We start from the raw sequence: 17,485 nt of genomic DNA, 5'->3' as shown, positions 1-17,485 counted from the left end.
CCTTTACGGCGAGATCAGGAGACGATTGTCTTCTTGACGTTCTTCAAAGATAATCCCGTCTTGTTTATATTTTTTCAAAATAAAGTTCGTTTTGGTTGATAATACAGAGTCGATGGGTGACAGCTTCTCGGAAACAAAATTGGCCACATCACGCAAGCTTGCGCCTTCTACTTCCACCAGCAGATCATAGGCGCCTGACATAAGATAAACCGATTTCACCTGAGGGAACAAGTAAATCCGTTCGGCAATTCCTTCAAAGCCCCTCCCGCGCTCAGGCGTAATCTGAACCTCGATCAGCGCTGTAACCTTCTCGTCTTCCACCTTGCCCCAATTGACAACGGTCGCATACTTGACAATTACGTGATCTCGTTCAAGCTCCGCAATGGAAGTTTTAACTTCCTCTTCATCTACACCAAGTAGAGTAGAGAGTAGAGCCGGCGATCTTCTCGCATCCTCTTTTAGCAGATCAAGCACCTTCAACTTCAATTCGCTTAGCTCTTCCATATACGTATCCTCCAGCACTTGTTCCAAATACCCGGGCAATGTTTACACAGGCTTCACGGAACAGAGATTAATACTTATATTACAATAACTTACACGGGATGTGCAAAAGAAAATAACCGATGCACTCCCGCAACACCAGCTGCGGATGTGATCGGTTATAAAGCTTGGTTCCAAATTAGATAACGGGTTAATTATAAGGAGAAGGCTCCACGTTCGTTGCATGAGGAGTGACATTCGGATGGTGAGCGAAAGCACCCATTCCCGATGTCTTTTGGTTTATGGTATCACGGGTTTTTTGGACTGTTTGCTGGGCTTGCTTATGCTGCTTATCCACATCTGATTTAAGCGCATGCAAGCCTGGAGAATACATGTTCTGCTGCTTCATCATATTAAAAAATTCACCTTGGAGCTTCAAGGTATCTGCGGTTAAATCCGTAAACATCTGACGTACAATAGGACATGAAGCTTCCGTCGTAGCTGTCGTGTACTCCCGAACTGTCCGTTTCAATTCTCCCAGAATGGGGCTTAGCATATCCTCTTCCGGTAGGTAAGAAGTTCCGTTCATCGTTGTCATCGGTTGTCCTCCTCATTATTGTGGTGGCTGTGCTGGTGCGATGCTGCTGTGTGTCTGCAGGGAGTCTACCAGCGTATTCAGATGCTGCTCATGGCGGCTTACGAATCCAAGCAATGCCTGCTGTAGGGCATGATTCTGGCTCGCTGCCGCTGCGGCAGCACAGTGTTTGGCCAGCATCGACTCGTTGGAAATGCAATCGACAATATAATCAAGTTCTTTGGAAGTTAGCGGTTGTATTTGATGATTCGTTGTCATCCTGATTCAGTTCCCCTTTCCATTTAGATCCCACAGAACCTAGTATGCCACCATGGCGAAAATCTATGTTCTTAAATGGCTTAAAAACGAATGGGAACGACCAAATTAATAACGATATTATAGAGAAGGGGGTAGAGTTTATGTTACTCACCGGCGGAACAACACCTTGGTCATATTTAAATACGGAATCAATAAAAGAGTACCCCCGGTTAACCGATCAACTCAGCTGCGAAGTATTGGTTATAGGAGGGGGTATCAGCGGTGCACTGATGACCTACGTTTTAAGCAAACAAGGGGTGAATACCATCCTTCTGGATAAAGGACGCGTATGTGCAGGCAGTACTTCTGCCAACACCGGGCTTTTGCAATTTGCGAACGATAACTCGCTGACCGAACTGATTGAACTGTTCGGCGAACATCGCGGCACTTCGATCTATAATTTGTGTAAGAAGGCAGTACGCCGGCTTAGTGAAATTGCAAATCAGTTATCCAGGGATTCGGGCCTCATTCCGCGGAGCAGTCTCTACTATGCCAGTACTACCGAAGATGCTCCTATGCTTCGACATGAATATGAATTGCTGAAACGTAAAGGTTTCGATGTTGAGTACTGGAGCCGGGAGGAAATTGAGGCCCACTTCCCATTCTCAAAAGAAGCTGCTATTTATAGTCACGGAGATGCCGAGGTCGATCCATACCGACTTGGACATAATCTAATCCTGGATGCTCACGCTCATGGAGCGCGGATATTTGAGCACAGCGAGGCGAAGGACACGCGATACACGGACAGCGATGTTACAGTGACGACAGAATACGGAAGCGTTGTAGCCAAGAATGTGATTTGGGCCACAGGATACAGTACTCAGGATTGGAAGCCCGACCCGCAAGCGGAGCTGCTTAATACCTATGCTATTTTAACCAAACCGGTACAGAATCTGTCGGCATGGCATGATCGTGCACTCATCTGGGAAACGAGCCGGCCTTATCTCTACTTTCGGACAACGCCGGATCAGCGGATCATTGCCGGGGGGCTGGATGAACCGCTCCCTCCTTCAGGCAGACCTGAGGAATACGCTGAGCCAAGAGGTCAAAGGCTGCTGCATGAAGTCCAGAAGCTGTTTCCACATCTGGATGACTTGAATATTGCTTGTCATTGGGCGGGCGTATTTGCCTCTACCAAAGACGGTATCCCGTTAATCGGCAGACACCCGCAATATCCACACAGCTATTTTATCGAGGTGTACGGCGGCAATGGGACGGTTTACAGCATGATGGCTGCTGATCTGCTGGCCAAGACGATTGCAGGTCGCGAGCCGGAGGAGCTTAAATGGTTCTCCCTTATACGTCAAACGACCGAAATTTGACTCAACAAGAGAAGGTATCTCCCGCGTGGCCCGGTGCCCAGGAGATACCTTCTCTTCGATTGCTTTCTTACATCCTCGCTCGCTCCATGCCTAAATAGCAACACAGCTAATGAAACGGCGCTGAGTTCTCATTCTTTATTACGGCCATCCATAATTAGGTCGCTTGTTCCTTTGAAGGAAACAACTTGCGTATAAACAGCCAAGAACCGATCGGAGAAGCCCCCAGAAATAGCAACAGCAACGTCACCGTTAGCGTATCCTGCCTGAATGTCAAGACAACGATAAATATAAGCAGGCCCGTGATGCGGCCTATCGTCAGGCTTAGTTCCCGCAGCACAACCAACTCCACCCGCTTCTCTACATCCTCCTGATTTAATCCCATGAGATCAAAGCTGGCTGATATCGCCGGCATCATGTACAGCGGTAAGACTAACGCTGACCCGATTCCCAGCACCAGCAATGTTGCATAGTTGACAGAGAATAACAGCGGAATAATCACCAGCAGCATTAATACGGAACCCACCAGCATACCGGTCTTGCGGAATTTGGGTTTAAACCATTTACCACAAGCCCAATAGCTGACAAGCGAAACGGCGGAAGTGATTAATGCATACTGCCCCAACTTGGATTCCTGATCCGTAGCCACGAACACAAGCAGTGTAATGAGAAAAGAAAACACACCTTCCCTGAGTCCCTGTACAGCCAAGCCCCATATCGCGTACCTCCAGACACCGCCCTTTCTCAGGCGATTCAGCCCCTCCAGCCAATGGTAGTCATTTTGCACCGGTCTTTTACGCAGGAAGAAGCTCAGGACTACTGTCACTGCGAAGATTACCATCGACACGGTAAAAATGAATCGATAGCCCCGGTCTCCATGCATTAGTGTAATGATCCATCCTGCGAGCCAAGGACCGATGATTCCCGTTATAGAGCCCAGAAGTCCGATCCAGCCATTAAACCAGTCCCGATTCTCTGCACTTGATACCTCAAAATAAACCACATTAAAAGCGAGCCAGAATAATCCTAAAGACACACCGAATAGTAAACCGAGCGGCCAGATATAATGAACGGCATCCCGTCCTGTCCACAACACACTTAAATAAAAAAGGCCCGCCACCGCAATCCCTAGACGAAGGGCATTCATTTTATTCCGTTCCTTCACCCATTTGCCAGCGCCCCAAAACGTCAGACCCAGAGCAATCTGCTGGGCAATCGTGAACCAGCCAAGCATCGTGTAATCCTGACGACTTTTCCATAGGTATACATTGAGGAAGGTACCCGAGAGTGCGCTCGAGAGAATAAACAGCCCATGAACGGATAACAGCAGTATAGCCTGGGGGTCCTTCGTCCATTTCATATACAGTTCCTCCCTTGCCTTCGCACTTAAAGTCCAAGGTATTTTACCCTTCCCTCCTTCACTTCATGAACAAAAAAAAGGAAACCGCACGAAGCGGATTCCTTCAAAAGCAAGAGAGCGGCTCATAGCGCCTTCCTTCAGGTCTATTCCTTTTTGTGGATAAAGCTCTTAATCATCTGAAGCCGATCATTCTCGGCCAAGTTATACTGTACTTGGAAACATCCCGGACATACGTACACGTTCATCTCATACGGAGTCTGCAACACAGGGCCTTGGATCAACGGAGGGTTAACCGGCTGGAAACCTTCTCCGCTTACACGCTGAGTCCCCGCAAAAAGCATATATTCCCGGCAATGCAGGCACTCAGGGACTTCTTCTTGTTCATCCAGAATTCTCTCTACCGTTTCTTCAAATGCAAACAGATCATGATCCTCTCCGTACTTATCGACTGTTCGAAGGGTCGACATCGATTCGGGCTCTGCTCCCCATATTCGGCGGAGATCATCGGCCTCTTCATCGGATGCTTCTTCATAATCCGCTTCGTAAACCTCTGTCTCCTCAGCATCTTCATCATCCAGCGCGATATTCAAAGTTCGGTAGCCTTTGAGCTCATTGGCGCAGTGAGGACAGTGCTCCTCGGGACCTATCTCTTCATCCCATACAATCTCACTTTGGCACCATGGACAAACCGTCGGTTCCATTGGTCATTCATCCCTTTCTTGATACAAACGGCCATGAGCGGCCCTGTTAAAGTTATAATTATTGAGACATCAAGTATACAATGCCTGCTACAAAAAAAATTAAGGCAGCCGCAAACAAAATCCGCGGTAAATATTTCATCGTCCTTTTCCTCCCGAAGCTGTTAAGTAATGCACGCTCCAATAATGTAAGATAAAGATACGGTGATAAGAAATACGATCAGGCCCACTGCGCGATTATCCTTGCCAATCTCTTCATCGACCGAAAATACAGGCGTCAAGAATTCCAGCAACCAATAAGCCAATAATAGCAGTATAAACCCGAAGAACGACCATTTAATCATGTCGTATATGGACGTATTGGCCGTAATGCTATACCGCATAACATTACAGATCCCAAACACTTTCCCGCCGGTTGCCAAGGCTGCAGCTACATTCCCCTTGCGAATCTCATCCCAGCATTTGTACCTCGTTACCAGTTCAAAGATATACAAGTAAACAATAAGCGCAAGTATCGCAACCGAGAAATAGCCGACAAGCACACCGATTGGATGGGTCAGCAAGTGATCAATCGCTTCTGTCATTCCCTTATGTTCCTCCTCGATATAAAGGGGATGCGGCATCTTACGCATCCCTTGTTCTGATCCCTATAATGATATGTTATACGGATGAAGGAGAAAACGGTTCCCAATTTCCAGCTTTTCTTATTTCAACTCAGCAATCGTTACACCATTGCCGCCTTCGCCGTAATTGCCCAAACGATAACTCTTGATGTGCTTGTGCTTACGCAAATACTCTTGAATACCGGTTCGCAGAATCCCTGTGCCCTTGCCATGAATAATGTAGATCTGTCCCAGATTACCTAGGAATGCCTCGTCAATGAAACTATCTACTTCGATTAGCGCTTCTTCCAGGTTCGCTCCTCTTAAATCCAGCTCATTCCGAATATTGGTATCACGGGTGCGTTTCAGGACGGTAGCATTCTGTTTCGGAGCTTGCTTGGAACCAGCTGCCGGGTTCGATAACAGTTCCAAATCATTCAGCGATACTTTCATCTTCATGATACCCAGCTGAACCAGCGCTTCCTTTGAGCCGGCCATTTCCACGACATGCCCTTTTTGATTCAGGCTGTATACCCGAACCTCATCGCCAGGCTCGATCTGGCGCTGCTGCTTCGCTGCTCGCTGGTCTGCTGATTTCTTGCCCTGCTTCGGTTCAGCATCATCCAGGCGCTTCCTTGAAGCAATCAGCTTGTGCTCTTTAACGGAAGCTCCTTCCTCTTGAGCCAACTTGCGCAGATCCGAGATGATCTCCTCGGCTTCGCTTCGCGCCTTGTCAATGATCTGCCGCGCTTCAGTGCGAGCTTTATCGGCGAGCTTGTCCTTCTGTTCTTCCAGCTTCTGAAGCTCTTGCTGGTGCCGCGCACGCAGCGCTTCCATTTCCTGACGGACCTGCTGCGCCTTCTCGCGTTCCACTTCTGCGGTATGTCGATTCTCTTCGAGAGAGGCAATCATATGCTCCACGCGTTGATCTTCTTCCTTCACTTCTCCGCGGGCAAATTCCAGAATGGACCCAGGCAATCCCAAACGTTCTGCGATGGCAAACGCGTTACTGCGTCCAGGCACACCTATTAGAAGCCGATAAGTCGGACTTAGGGTGTTAATATCGAACTCCATGCTGGCATTAATTACGCCTTTGCGTTCGTATGCATAGGCCTTCAATTCCGAATAGTGCGTAGTTGCGACCATACGGCATCCCATCTGGTGAATATGTTCCAGAATAGAAATCGCCAGAGCTGAACCCTCCGCCGGATCGGTTCCTGCACCTACTTCATCAAGCAGCACCAAGCTCTTAGGCGTCATATGACTTAATATCCGGATGATGTTGGTCATGTGGCTGGAGAAGGTACTCAGACTCTGCTCAATGCTTTGTTCATCCCCGATGTCCGCATAAATTGCATCAAACACACACATTTGACTGCCTTCTTCAGCCGGGATAAAAAGACCGGACATGGCCATCAAATTAAGCAGACCAATTGTCTTAAGCGTCACCGTCTTACCACCGGTATTGGGACCCGTGACGATAATTGATGTATACGAATTGCCTAGCTCTACATCAAGCGGAACGACCTGATCTGCTGGAATAAGCGGATGTCTGCCTTTACGCAGCTTAATGTATCCTCTGTCATTCATTCTTGGCAGCGAGGCCTTCATGACATGAGCCAAACGCGCTCTAGCGAAGATAAAATCGAGCTGTCCAATCAAATCCACATCTATGGACAGCAGTTCAGCCTGTTCTCCGACCTGAGCAGTCAGTTTCTGGAGAATCACTTCAATTTCCCGCTCTTCCCGCATTCTGGTCTCGCGCAGCTTATTGTTCATGGCCACAATGGACTCGGGCTCAATAAACAGTGTTGCGCCGGATCCCGACTGGTCATGCACGATCCCACCAAAATGAGCGCGGTATTCCGCTTTAACGGGAATGACGAAACGGTCTCCACGAATCGTAATCAGCTGATCCTGCAGCATTTTCGCCACAGATTGCGAACGAATCATGGACTCCAGCTTCTCACGAATCCGCACCTCTCCGCCCCGCAGCTCGCGGCGGATCTGTGATAGTTCTGCGCTTGCGCTATCAAGCACCTCAGCCGTATCATCAATGCAGAGCCGAATGGCATCTTCCAGAGGCTTCTGCTCCGATATAAGGTCACTCAGGTTATAAAGAATATCGATCTTCTCATCGTCATGAATACCTGCGATAAACCGCTTGATACGGCGAGAACCATGAATCGTATTGGATGTAGCAAGCAATTCATGGGGGTTCAAAGTGCCGCCGATTCTAGCCCGTTTTAGAGCATCGTTAATATCGGTAATTCCACGAAAAGAAGGACTTCCCTTGAGCCTGTCCACGGTGTAAGCCTGATCGGTAGCCGCAAGTAAATCCTTCACGGCTTCCAGTTCAGTTTCGGGCAGCAACTCTTCGGCCCTCTGGCCTCCCATGCTCGTTTGGGTATATTGTGTTAATACATTTAAGATCTTCCGGTATTCTAAAGTGTGTAAAATCTTGTCATTCAAGAAGTTCACAACTCCTCTCAATCGATGCCTATATTATATCGAAAGCCACGCCAATACGCCATGGAATCCAAAATCCTTCCACACATAACGTGCGCCCTTTTTGAACAAAATAAATTCTGCGTAACATTCCAGTAGTCTTATTCTAAGGAGGCAGGTACCATGCAATTTCTCGGGCATGTCGTTCGGTTTATCGTTGCCGCGCTTGTACTTATGGTTGTTGGATGGATTGTCCCTCAATTCTCCATCGGCGGATTTGGAAGTGCCCTGTTGCTTGCTCTCGTCATTGCCCTGATCGGCTGGGCTATCGAGGGGATCTTCGGTAAAAAAGTCACGCCGTTTGGACGCGGAATCGTGGGCTTTCTTGTGAGTGCACTTGTTATTTACATTGCCCAGTTCATCGTGGGAGACGTCAGAGTCTCTGTACTGGGTGCTCTGCTTGCCGCACTCGTCATCGGGATCATCGATCTGTTTATTCCGATCGCGACCCCTTTTGAAGCAGGCAAAAGCAGCAAAGAATCAAAATAGATCTGCTGCTGACGAAGTCCTGGTTGAACCCTCTTTCTGAATGTCCTGCATGTTTAGCGGTACATTCCAGCAGCTGATGTTATATCCACATCACCCCCTGTTGTCATAGAAACAGGGGGTTGTTCAATTTTATAATAGTTGGGCTGTGCAATCGCATTAACATGCTTCCCTACATTATAGCGTAAAACGGAGCTTTCAATGCAAACGCCGGACGTTCACCAATTTTTCATAACACACATGTGCCACTGTACTTGTTCTGAGCTATCATAAAGAATAGCATATAAATTCATGAACATTTAACAGTTGGGAGAGATTATAGTGAAAAAAGGCATAGCATTACTTGTTTCGTGCATGCTTCTATTCGTACTGGCCGCCTGTGGCGGAGGGCAAAATGAATCCCAAGGAGATTCCGGGATCACGGATACTGGCGTAGCTGAAACGGAACTCGTGATTAAGGGCTCCAACTTCCAGTTTGATCAAAAGGAATATCGCCTCAAAAAAGGTGTACCTGTTAAGATTACATACGAAAACGAAGACGGCAATCATGGCGTCATGATTCCTGTGCTTGGTTTGTCACTGGACCGTAAGAATAACTCTAAAGTTGTTACACCTGAAAAAACAGGAGAATTCGAGATTTCTTGCTCCATTATGTGCGGAGCTGGTCACAGCAAGATGATCTCCAAACTTATCATTGAGGAGTAATACAGAACTCACAAAAGACCTCCGGATCGCCAGAGTACCCTCTGCTTGATTCCGGAGGTCTTTTTCAGGTTGCCAACTGTTCATGGTTTAACGCTGATCCTGCTCAATCAACTCTATCCATTCATTGTATTCAACTTGGAGCTTCGCGTATTCTTCCTTCAGTTTACGATGTTCCTCTTCAAGCAAAGCGGCATGCTCTGCCTTCACTTCCTGTTCTGCTTGAAGCAGCTGGTATTGGTGCATGACCAGCTCATACTGTTCACCAAGGTCGGAATATTGCTGCTCCGCTTCGCTCTTCTGACCTTCAAGCCGTTCACAAGCTTGCTTGGTTGTCGCTATTTCCTGCTGCCAGGACTGAAGCTCTTCTTCGAAAGACTGCTTCGCATATCTCCATTCATCCCGCTCCGCGGCCATCTTCTCGCTGTCAGCAGTAAGCTGCTCACGCTCGACTAACCATTGTTCATATTGGTTCTGCCACTCTACGGATCGCAATTCGGATTCTCTCAGCTGCTCGGCAAGTTCACGTACCCGTTCCTCACTCGCTGCGGCTCCTTTGCGAATATTATCAAGCTGATTCGATACTGTATCATATTCTTCTTCCAGCATCGCATATAACTTGTTGGTCTCTTCTTCACGTATCCGAGCTTCCTTCGCAAGCTTCTCGAGTTCGTCATAACGAGAATTCAATGCCTTCAATTCTTCCTGGGCACCTTTACGTTCAGAGACGCTCCGGTCAGCTTCGTCCTTCATAACCTGGAGCTCATCCTGAAGTCCCTTCATTCCTTCTTCCAGGCTCTCATTGGCTTCCATCAGCTCGACAATTCTCATCTCCAGCTCACCGGTCTCCTCTTTGCGCTGATCAGCCAGCGTACGCCAGGATTGAAGCTCGCTGCTTAAACGCTGCAGCTCCTCCTGCTGCTTGCGCGAGGTCTGATTCGCATCCACCACTAGCTTTTGCAGACGACGGCGCTCTTCCTCAGACTTAGCGGATTCCTGTTTCAAATCCTCAAGCTCCTTGGTTAATGTGTCCACCTTTGATCGGAAGGATTGAAGTTCCTGGGAAGCGGCTGCCCCTTGCTTCTTTGACTGCTGAAGTTCTTCCTTCAGCTTGTCCGCTTCGGCCTTGCCGGCAGTCAGCTCCTTCTCTACGGACGACAATTTTGATTGCAGCTGTCCTCCGCGATTGCGCTGCTCGGCAAGCTGCTTCTCCAGGTCCTGAACTGTACTCGTATGTTTTTGCTTCAGATCCTGAACGGTCTGTGTATTCTGCTGTTCCAGTTCCTGTACCCTCTTCGTATACTTCTGCTCCATATCCTGCACGGTCTTTGAGTGCTGCTGATCCTTCTGAAGGGCTTCTTGTTTATAGGTGTTCTCCTGTTTCTTCAACTGCTCAGCCAGCTTATCCTCCGCCTGCTTCGCAGAATTCCGTTGGTTCTGTTCCAGCTTCTCGATCGCCTGCTTGTGCGTGTTTGTTAACTGTGCAATTTGTCCGTCGTGACGGCGCTTCAGATCGTCGAGGGATTGCTTGTGGCTGCTCTCGTACTTCTCACGTTGTTCCTTAAGTTGCACTTCAAGCTGCTGGTTCGTCTTCAGCAATTCCGCACTCCGATCCGACTCCTGTTGGAGCAATGTCTTAGTACGCTCCGACTCTGCTGTCAGCTTCTCCTTGGTTACTCTGTAGTCCTCCGCTAAAGCCGTCTGCTCTGCCAGTTTCCGCTCCAATTGCTCCAGCTGCTGACGATGCCTCTCTTGCTGTTCGATTTGAATTCCCTGTACCTTGGCAAGTTCCGAGCGAAGTTCATTTCGCTCAGCTGTCATCTGCTTGGCCTCATTCTGAAATTCCAGCTTCTGCAAAGCTTCTTCGGCCATATGTACTGCGGCAAGAACGGCAATGCGCGGGGTATCGAGCCGGGAGTGCGCCTTCGATATGGTACGCATGCGGTCGTCCACATAATTTGCTACCTGCCTAGTATAATCACTGCTACTGCCCACAAGTTTATAGGAAGTCCCGTAGATTTCTACGGTGACGCTTTTACGATCCGGTGTAGTCAAAATTATGCCCTCCTTCTATCTATGTGTAAATTCTATGATGTCTGATGTGGTCTGTCCTATTCTCTTACATTATATATGAGATAACGTCGATAGACGAACCTCCTGATGGCAGACCGAAGTTTGGTATATGATAACACAGTTCTGTGTCTATAATTATGTACCCTGCGGGCATCCTGATGCAAATCCCAGATCCATTTAGAGCAAAAAAACCCGCCATCGAATCCCTGATGTAATGGATTCGATGCGGGCTTTCACAATTCCTGCTATTTTCTTAATTCTGCGCCAAAAGTTTGCTGAAGGGCAGCGACTGCTTTTTCTGTCACTGCAGCCACCTCTTCATCGGTCAATGTCCGGTCCTTATGACGGTATGTCAAGGATATTGCCACACTCTTCTTACCTTCTCCAAGCTTGCTGCCGGTAAAGACATCAAATACCTGAATCTGCTGGAGCAGCTCTCCGGCATTCTGCTTAATCGTTTGAATCAGGGAGCCGGCTTCAACCCCCTCATCCACCACGATGGCAAGGTCACGTTCCATACCTGGGAATCTAGGCAGATCCCGATAAGCAACTCGATCATTGGTCATGTCATACAGCGGCTCAAGCAGGATTTCAGCAGCATAGGTATCTTCCAAATCGAGCTCCTGCTGTGTTTTTGGATGAATTTGTCCAAGCACGCCTAGCAGACGTTTGCTCTCACCCTGTCCCGCATAGATGGAAGCGGAACGCCCCGGATGGAACCCGGAAGGAGAATTGGCTTCATAAGTGATATCATCCTCATGAATCCCGAGATAGTCGAACACCGTTTCTAGCGCACCCTTCAGATCAAAGAAATCTACTTTGGCCGGCTGCACATTCCATTGCTTGTTCCCCAGGCGTCCTGACAGCAGCAGACCAAGAACCGGACGTTCCAACGGCTGCTTTGTCAGCGTCTTCTCATGTGTATGGAACAGGTTGCCTATTTCAAACAGAGCCAAATCCGGCTGCTTGCGGTGATCATTGTAAAGGGCAATATCCAGCAGCTGCGGCAGCAGACTGGTGCGAAGCACGCTGCGATCCTCGCTCATTGGCATAGCCAGCTTGACTGCCATTCCTTCGGATGCAAGGGAGGTAAACATCTCCGCCTGCTGCGGATGAATGAAGGAATATCCCAGTACCTCTTGGAATCCGCTGTGCGTGAGCAACCGGCGCAGGGAACGGCGAACAGCTTGTGCTTTTGTCAATGCACCCGGGGTGGTTGGACCTTCAATAGCGGTTGTAGGGATATTGTCGTATCCATACAGACGGGCCACCTCTTCAATGAGGTCTACATCAAGCACAATGTCACCGCGACGGGACGGCACCTGGACATCCACCACACCTTGGGCTGCATCTCCACAAGGGAAGTGCAGACGGGAGAAGATTGTTTTCACTTCCAGCAGGGACAGCTCCGTACCCAGATAGCGATTCAGCTTTTCCAGCGACAAGGTAATTACAGTAGGCTCTACTACTGTACTGCCCGCTTCCACGATTCCCTGATGCACAGCACCTCCAGCATATTTGGCCATCAAAGCCGCTGCGCGGTCGAGGGCAGGAATGACTCTGGCCGGATCTACTTCCTTCTCAAAGCGGGAGCTTGCCTCTGAACGCAATCCCAGCTGACGGGATGTTTTACGCACTGTACCCCCGTCAAACTTCGCCGATTCCAGGAAAATATTCACCGTGCTGCTTGTTACCTCTGAGTCCAGGCCGCCCATGACTCCAGCCAAAGCCACTGGCTTGCCGCCAGCAGTAATAACCAGCATATGCGGCTCCAAGCGGCGCTCCGTACCATCCAGGGTTACCATCGTCTCCCCGGCTTCGGCCATACGCACATGAACTGCACCGTCTTTGAGCTGGTCGGCATCAAAAGCATGCAGAGGCTGACCATATTCCAGCATCACGTAGTTCGTAATATCAACGATGTTATTAATCGGTCGTACGCCCGCAGCCATAAGGCGGTTCTGCATCCAGAGCGGAGAAGGAGCAATCGTCACGCCTGTGATATAGCGTGCTGCGTAATGGCTGCACTGCTCATTAGCATCAATCGTAACCGAGATATGATCGGCTGCTGCATTCTGAACCTCTAGAATTTCCTTCTCCGGATTTGGAAGACTCAGCTCACGGCCCAGAATGGCGCTCACTTCATAAGCTGCTCCCAGCATGCTGAGGCAATCGGAGCGGTTTGGCGTCAAATCCAACTCCAGCACTTCATCATTCAGACCGAGCACATCCACAATCGGCTTACCGATTTCCGTCTCGGCCGGAAGGACCAGAATCCCTTCCTGCAGCTCTTTAGGCAGCAATTTATCATTCATGCCCAGCTCCTTGGCAGAACAGATCATGCCTTGGGAGAGCACACCGCGCAGCTTGGCTTTCTTGATATCGAATCCGCCTGGAAGCTTCGCCCCCACAAGCGCTACCGGCACCTTCTGGCCAGCATCCACATTTTTGGCTCCGCACACGATCTGCAGATCCTCTTCCTGGCCTGCATCCACGATACACACATTCAGCTTATCGGCATCCGGATGCTTCTCCTTGCTCTTGACATAGCCTACAACAACTTTGTTAATCCCTTGATTCCGTTTCTCAATCACATCAATCTCAATGCCAGCCGAGGTAATGCGAGCCGCCAAATCCTCAGAGCTTACACCTTCGAGCGAAATATAATCGGACAACCAATCGGTTGAAACTCTCATTTTCTATTCACTTCCCTTTTATCGTTAAAATTAGATCCGTGTGAACTGTTTCAAGAATGCTGTATCATTATTGAAGAAATGACGGATATCATCCACGCCGTATTTCAGCATAGCAATTCGCTCAACTCCCATACCGAAAGCAAAACCGCTGTACTTCTCAGGGTCATAACCGCCCATTTCCAGCACCTTCGGATGGACCATCCCGCAGCCTAAAATCTCAAGCCAGCCTGTTTGCTTGCATACGCGGCAGCCGCTGCCGCCGCACTTCACGCAGGATACATCGACTTCTGCACTTGGCTCCGTAAACGGGAAGAAGCTTGGACGCAAACGAATTTGCGTATTATCCCCGAACATTTCCTGCACGAACTGCAGCAGCGTTCCTTTTAGATCACTCATGCGGATGTTCTCGCCAATGACCAGTCCTTCAATCTGATGGAACTGGAACGAATGAGTCGCGTCATCGTCGTCTCTGCGGAATACACGCCCCGGGCAGATGATTTTGACAGGAGCTTTCCCTTGCATCGACAGCATCGTCCGGGCTTGCACCGGAGATGTCTGCGTACGCATCAACAAATCATCTGTCAGATAGAAGGAATCCTGCATGTCACGTGCCGGATGGTTCTTCGGCAGATTCAGCGCTTCGAAGTTGAAGTAGTCTGTTTCTACCTCAGGTCCCTCTGCTACGCGGTATCCCATCCCGATGAAAATATCCTCAATATCCTGTATAACCTTGCTCAACGGATGGATCGCTCCCTGGCTGAGCTTGCGTCCCGGAAGGGTTACATCCACCTTCTCTGCACGCAGACGCTCTTCGGTTTCCTGCTGCTGGAAAGCCTCCTGTTTCGCGGAGATGACTTCCTCGATTGCACCTCGTACATCGTTGGCCACCTGGCCAATAATCGGACGTTCCTCTGCGCTCAGCGCACCCATTCCGCGCAGGATTTCCGTCAAGGCACCTTTTTTGCCAAGGTATTTCACTCGCAAATCATTCAACTGCTGCGGATCGTTGACATCCTGCAATTGCGCCAATGCTTCCTGCTTTAATGCTTCCAATTTTTCCTTCATGGCTATTCGCACACCCCTTTGTAAACTCCATCGTTTGTACTGAAAACAAAAAAGGCCTCTCCTCCCGAAAAGGGACGAAGAGACCGTGGTACCACCCTTGTTAACATGCAAATGTATCCGCGCCAAAACTGTAAAAGTCTTGAACATGGATAATCCTATCATGCTCACTTAACCGACGTAACGAATCGGACCCGTTATCCCCTACTGACTGGCTGATGCCGTGTTCAAGGAACTGCTCCGGAGCGAACTTCACCAGCCTGTTTCTTTGAGAGACACTCTCAATCCATGGTATCTCTTCCCTGTAAAGAGGCACTGGTTACTCTTCTCCATCCACGCATTTGTAACATATACAAATATATAGGCTTTATTATATGCAACCTTTCGGAATATGGCAAGTTCATTCCCCCATTTTAACCCCATCCGGAACATTTTATAAGCCGCCTGGTCTTATTCCAACTGAAGCCTTGCAAGCTCAGCTCGAAGCTCCCTGATCTCAGCAAGCCAGCTTGCCTCATCTTCCGCTTCAAGCCCGTCTGCGGATACCCCCAGTAACTCCTGAATCCGGTATTCAAGCGCCATCCGGCGATTGTCCTTCTCGGTATCGCCCTTGATCACGCCGGTTCGTGAAGCCTGCTCTTCCTCCTCATCAACACTTCCCTCGAACCAGATGGGGGCTTCCCCTGGAGTCAGCGTTAGCAGCCGATTGGCAATTTTTCGCACCAGATACCGGTCATGCGATACAAGCGCAATCGCACCCGGAAAGCTTACCAGCACTTGTTCAATCACCTCGCGGGTATCCACATCAAGGTAGTTCGAGGGTTCATCCAACACGAGCAGATGCGCTCCGCTAAAATACAGCTTAAGAAAGGCTGTTCTGCACCTCTCCCCCATGCTCAGCTGTCCCATCTTCTTAAACACATCATCGCGGCGAAATAGAAATGAGCCCAGCAAGGTACGAGCACGGCTCTCCGTCATGCCCTGAATGACAAGCAGACTGTCCAGCAGCGTAGTTTCCGGATCAAGCCCCTCCAGCTCCTGGGAGAAATAGCCGATCTTAACGGAAGGATTGCGGGCAATCCGGCCCTCCTGCGGTTCAATTTCGCCCAGCAGCAGCTTGAGTAGTGTCGTTTTTCCGCTTCCGTTGGGACCTCTGACGGCTAAACGGTCGCCGCGATGTAGATAGAAGGTAAGATGATTAAACAGCAGATGATCCCCATATCCAAAACAAACATCCTCCGCATGGAGAAGAGTACGTCCACCAAAAGCTTCCCCTTCCAGGTCCATATTCAGCTTAGGTCCGCTGCGCGGCTTATCCACCCGCTCTGCCTCCAGTCGTTCAAGCGCTTTTTCCTTGGCATGATATCGCGAGATATTCTTCTTGGCCTTGGCTTTATAAAAACTGGCGGTGATCTTGACCTCATTGACATCCCCGGCCGAATTATGCGCTTTATGGAACCATTCTTCATATCTTCGAATAGATTCCTCAAGCGCTTTCCGTGCAAGCTCCTGCTTTCGGTAGAGCGTCTCCTGTTCGCGCAGCTCCCGCTCCTTCTCGCGGCGGTAGTCTGTGTATCCTCCCGGATACTGCCTAAGTTCCTTCGATGTCAGCTCACATACGGATGTCGCTACCCGGTCGATGAATTCCCGGTCATGCGATACAAACAGCACGGTTCCTTTATAGGACGTTACAAGCCACTGCTCCAGCCAGAGCATGCTTTCACTGTCCAGATGATTGGTGGGCTCGTCGAGCAGCAGAAATTTCGGTGAAGATACCAGCAGCGCGGCGAGCATCACTTTCGTCTTCTGACCTCCGCTCAGCTGCCGATAGGACACAGGCCATACTTCAGCCCTGATGCCCAACATCATCATGGCTTTCTCCACCTCCGTCTCCCATTGAAAACCATCTTGAGACTCGTAATTCTCCAGCAGAGTGCTATATAACTCAAGCAGTTGTTCCATTTCGCTCGAACTCTCGCCGCTCATTCGCTGCTCAACTTCGGAAAGCTGAAGCTTCAGCTGCCACAACGACGGATGACTGAGACTGCGGACCGTATCGATGGCACTCATCTCGCCTTCGTCCGGCTCATCCTGCTGCCTCATCCAGCCCCATCGCTCTCTTGGGAGGATCGCCTCCACGATACCTGCCGTTGGTTCACGTTCACCGGCCAGGATGGAGAGAAGCGTGGATTTGCCGGTACCATTGCGCCCATACAGCGCAATGCGTTCTCCTTCCGCCACTTCTAGCTGAATGTCCTCAAACAAAGTCTTTCCTTGTAGTTCCATACGAATATCTTTTGCTTTTAGAATCATCGTCATATCGCCTCATCCTCTCTCTTTGGCTAAACATTAAAAAACCGCAGGCGATTGCCTGCGGCGGGTATGAAGAGAGAGGTATAGGTAGGACCTGAATCACGGAACGCTTCGCATAACTGATCCTAACGTTTGGCTGTCATTCCAGTCCAGTCTTTACGGTAATTGAGATAAGCTCAATTACCTGCCCGTTAGCAGTAGCTGCAAATCCACTCCATGCATGTGAAATGTATATATGCGGGTACAGCTCACCATATAAATAAGAGGCACCCCAGTCACATCATTCAGACACAC

At 49.3% G+C, this 17,485-nt stretch carries 14 protein-coding genes and 1 other annotated feature; of the genes, 3 read left to right on the top strand and 11 right to left on the bottom strand.

The window, feature by feature from the left end; all coding sequences use genetic code 11:
- Positions 1-3: 3 nt before the first annotated feature.
- The 3 genes from ABEQ74_RS16690 to ABEQ74_RS16680 form a co-directional block, all read right to left on the bottom strand.
- Positions 4-504, bottom strand: a complete 501-nt coding sequence (locus ABEQ74_RS16690; protein ID WP_054403949.1) for an Lrp/AsnC family transcriptional regulator — start codon at positions 502-504, stop codon at positions 4-6.
- Positions 505-691: 187 nt separating this feature from the next.
- Positions 692-1,078, bottom strand: coding sequence for a spore coat protein (locus ABEQ74_RS16685; RefSeq protein WP_430123252.1), 387 nt, complete (start codon positions 1,076-1,078; stop codon positions 692-694).
- Positions 1,079-1,093: 15 nt separating this feature from the next.
- On the bottom strand, positions 1,094-1,333 hold the full coding sequence (locus ABEQ74_RS16680; RefSeq protein WP_430123251.1) for a hypothetical protein: 240 nt from the start codon (positions 1,331-1,333) through the stop codon (positions 1,094-1,096).
- 140 nt (positions 1,334-1,473) lie between these two features.
- Here ABEQ74_RS16680 and ABEQ74_RS16675 point away from each other — a divergent pair, with 140 nt between their 5' ends.
- Positions 1,474-2,694, top strand: a complete 1,221-nt coding sequence (locus tag ABEQ74_RS16675) for an NAD(P)/FAD-dependent oxidoreductase (RefSeq protein ID WP_430123250.1) — start codon at positions 1,474-1,476, stop codon at positions 2,692-2,694.
- 154 nt (positions 2,695-2,848) lie between these two features.
- Here ABEQ74_RS16675 and ABEQ74_RS16670 read toward each other — a convergent pair whose 3' ends face one another.
- From ABEQ74_RS16670 to ABEQ74_RS16655, 4 genes are all read right to left on the bottom strand, one after another.
- Positions 2,849-4,051 carry an MFS transporter gene (locus ABEQ74_RS16670; RefSeq protein ID WP_430123249.1) on the bottom strand — a complete coding sequence of 401 codons (1,203 nt, stop codon included), beginning with the start codon at positions 4,049-4,051 and terminating at the stop codon, positions 2,849-2,851.
- A gap of 143 nt (positions 4,052-4,194) precedes the next feature.
- Positions 4,195-4,752 carry a hypothetical protein gene (locus ABEQ74_RS16665; RefSeq protein WP_430123248.1) on the bottom strand — a complete coding sequence of 186 codons (558 nt, stop codon included), beginning with the start codon at positions 4,750-4,752 and terminating at the stop codon, positions 4,195-4,197.
- Positions 4,753-4,913: 161 nt separating this feature from the next.
- Positions 4,914-5,333 carry a DUF350 domain-containing protein gene (locus tag ABEQ74_RS16660; RefSeq protein WP_430123247.1) on the bottom strand — a complete coding sequence of 140 codons (420 nt, stop codon included), beginning with the start codon at positions 5,331-5,333 and terminating at the stop codon, positions 4,914-4,916.
- A gap of 120 nt (positions 5,334-5,453) precedes the next feature.
- On the bottom strand, positions 5,454-7,823 hold the full coding sequence (locus tag ABEQ74_RS16655; protein ID WP_430123246.1) for an endonuclease MutS2: 2,370 nt from the start codon (positions 7,821-7,823) through the stop codon (positions 5,454-5,456).
- A 159-nt stretch (positions 7,824-7,982) separates the two neighbouring features.
- Here ABEQ74_RS16655 and ABEQ74_RS16650 point away from each other — a divergent pair, with 159 nt between their 5' ends.
- Together ABEQ74_RS16650 and ABEQ74_RS16645 are read left to right on the top strand one after the other, a co-directional pair.
- Positions 7,983-8,348, top strand: a complete 366-nt coding sequence (locus tag ABEQ74_RS16650; RefSeq protein WP_430123245.1) for a phage holin family protein — start codon at positions 7,983-7,985, stop codon at positions 8,346-8,348.
- A 318-nt stretch (positions 8,349-8,666) separates the two neighbouring features.
- A complete protein-coding gene (locus tag ABEQ74_RS16645; RefSeq protein WP_053491855.1) occupies positions 8,667-9,050 on the top strand; it encodes a cytochrome c oxidase subunit II in 384 nt (127 codons plus the stop codon).
- Between the two features lie 87 nt (positions 9,051-9,137).
- Here ABEQ74_RS16645 and zapA read toward each other — a convergent pair whose 3' ends face one another.
- The 4 genes from zapA to abc-f all read right to left on the bottom strand — a co-directional run bounded on the left by zapA (position 9,138) and on the right by abc-f (position 17,197).
- Positions 9,138-11,102 (bottom strand): cell division protein ZapA, encoded by a 1,965-nt coding sequence (zapA, locus tag ABEQ74_RS16640; protein WP_430123244.1) that lies wholly within the window; start codon positions 11,100-11,102, stop codon positions 9,138-9,140.
- A 263-nt stretch (positions 11,103-11,365) separates the two neighbouring features.
- A complete protein-coding gene (pheT, locus tag ABEQ74_RS16635; RefSeq protein WP_430123243.1) occupies positions 11,366-13,816 on the bottom strand; it encodes a phenylalanine--tRNA ligase subunit beta in 2,451 nt (816 codons plus the stop codon).
- A gap of 30 nt (positions 13,817-13,846) precedes the next feature.
- Positions 13,847-14,881, bottom strand: a complete 1,035-nt coding sequence (gene pheS, locus ABEQ74_RS16630) for a phenylalanine--tRNA ligase subunit alpha (protein ID WP_430123242.1) — start codon at positions 14,879-14,881, stop codon at positions 13,847-13,849.
- A 67-nt stretch (positions 14,882-14,948) separates the two neighbouring features.
- Positions 14,949-15,223, bottom strand: a binding site (T-box leader).
- 105 nt (positions 15,224-15,328) lie between these two features.
- Positions 15,329-17,197 carry a ribosomal protection-like ABC-F family protein gene (gene abc-f, locus ABEQ74_RS16625; RefSeq protein WP_430123241.1) on the bottom strand — a complete coding sequence of 623 codons (1,869 nt, stop codon included), beginning with the start codon at positions 17,195-17,197 and terminating at the stop codon, positions 15,329-15,331.
- Positions 17,198-17,485: the final 288 nt, after the last annotated feature.

This window comes from Paenibacillus solani, from assembly GCF_050475945.1.
GTDB lineage: Bacteria > Bacillota > Bacilli > Paenibacillales > Paenibacillaceae > Paenibacillus_AQ > Paenibacillus_AQ solani_A.
This window is presented reverse-complemented; position numbering and strand designations above follow the sequence as displayed.

Bases quoted from the DNA above. Each gene is read 5' to 3' on its own strand.
- pheS (WP_430123242.1), bottom strand. From the start codon at position 14,881: ATGAAGGAAAAATTGGAAGCATTAAAGCAGGAAGCATTGGCGCAATTG.
- ABEQ74_RS16665 (WP_430123248.1), bottom strand. From the start codon at position 4,752: ATGGAACCGACGGTTTGTCCATGGTGCCAAAGTGAGATTGTATGGGAT.
- ABEQ74_RS16685 (WP_430123252.1), bottom strand. From the start codon at position 1,078: ATGACAACGATGAACGGAACTTCTTACCTACCGGAAGAGGATATGCTA.
- ABEQ74_RS16680 (WP_430123251.1), bottom strand. From the start codon at position 1,333: ATGACAACGAATCATCAAATACAACCGCTAACTTCCAAAGAACTTGAT.
- ABEQ74_RS16675 (WP_430123250.1), top strand. From the start codon at position 1,474: ATGTTACTCACCGGCGGAACAACACCTTGGTCATATTTAAATACGGAA.
- pheT (WP_430123243.1), bottom strand. From the start codon at position 13,816: ATGAGAGTTTCAACCGATTGGTTGTCCGATTATATTTCGCTCGAAGGT.
- ABEQ74_RS16670 (WP_430123249.1), bottom strand. From the start codon at position 4,051: ATGAAATGGACGAAGGACCCCCAGGCTATACTGCTGTTATCCGTTCAT.
- abc-f (WP_430123241.1), bottom strand. From the start codon at position 17,197: ATGACGATGATTCTAAAAGCAAAAGATATTCGTATGGAACTACAAGGA.
- ABEQ74_RS16660 (WP_430123247.1), bottom strand. From the start codon at position 5,333: ATGACAGAAGCGATTGATCACTTGCTGACCCATCCAATCGGTGTGCTT.
- ABEQ74_RS16690 (WP_054403949.1), bottom strand. From the start codon at position 504: ATGGAAGAGCTAAGCGAATTGAAGTTGAAGGTGCTTGATCTGCTAAAA.
- ABEQ74_RS16650 (WP_430123245.1), top strand. From the start codon at position 7,983: ATGCAATTTCTCGGGCATGTCGTTCGGTTTATCGTTGCCGCGCTTGTA.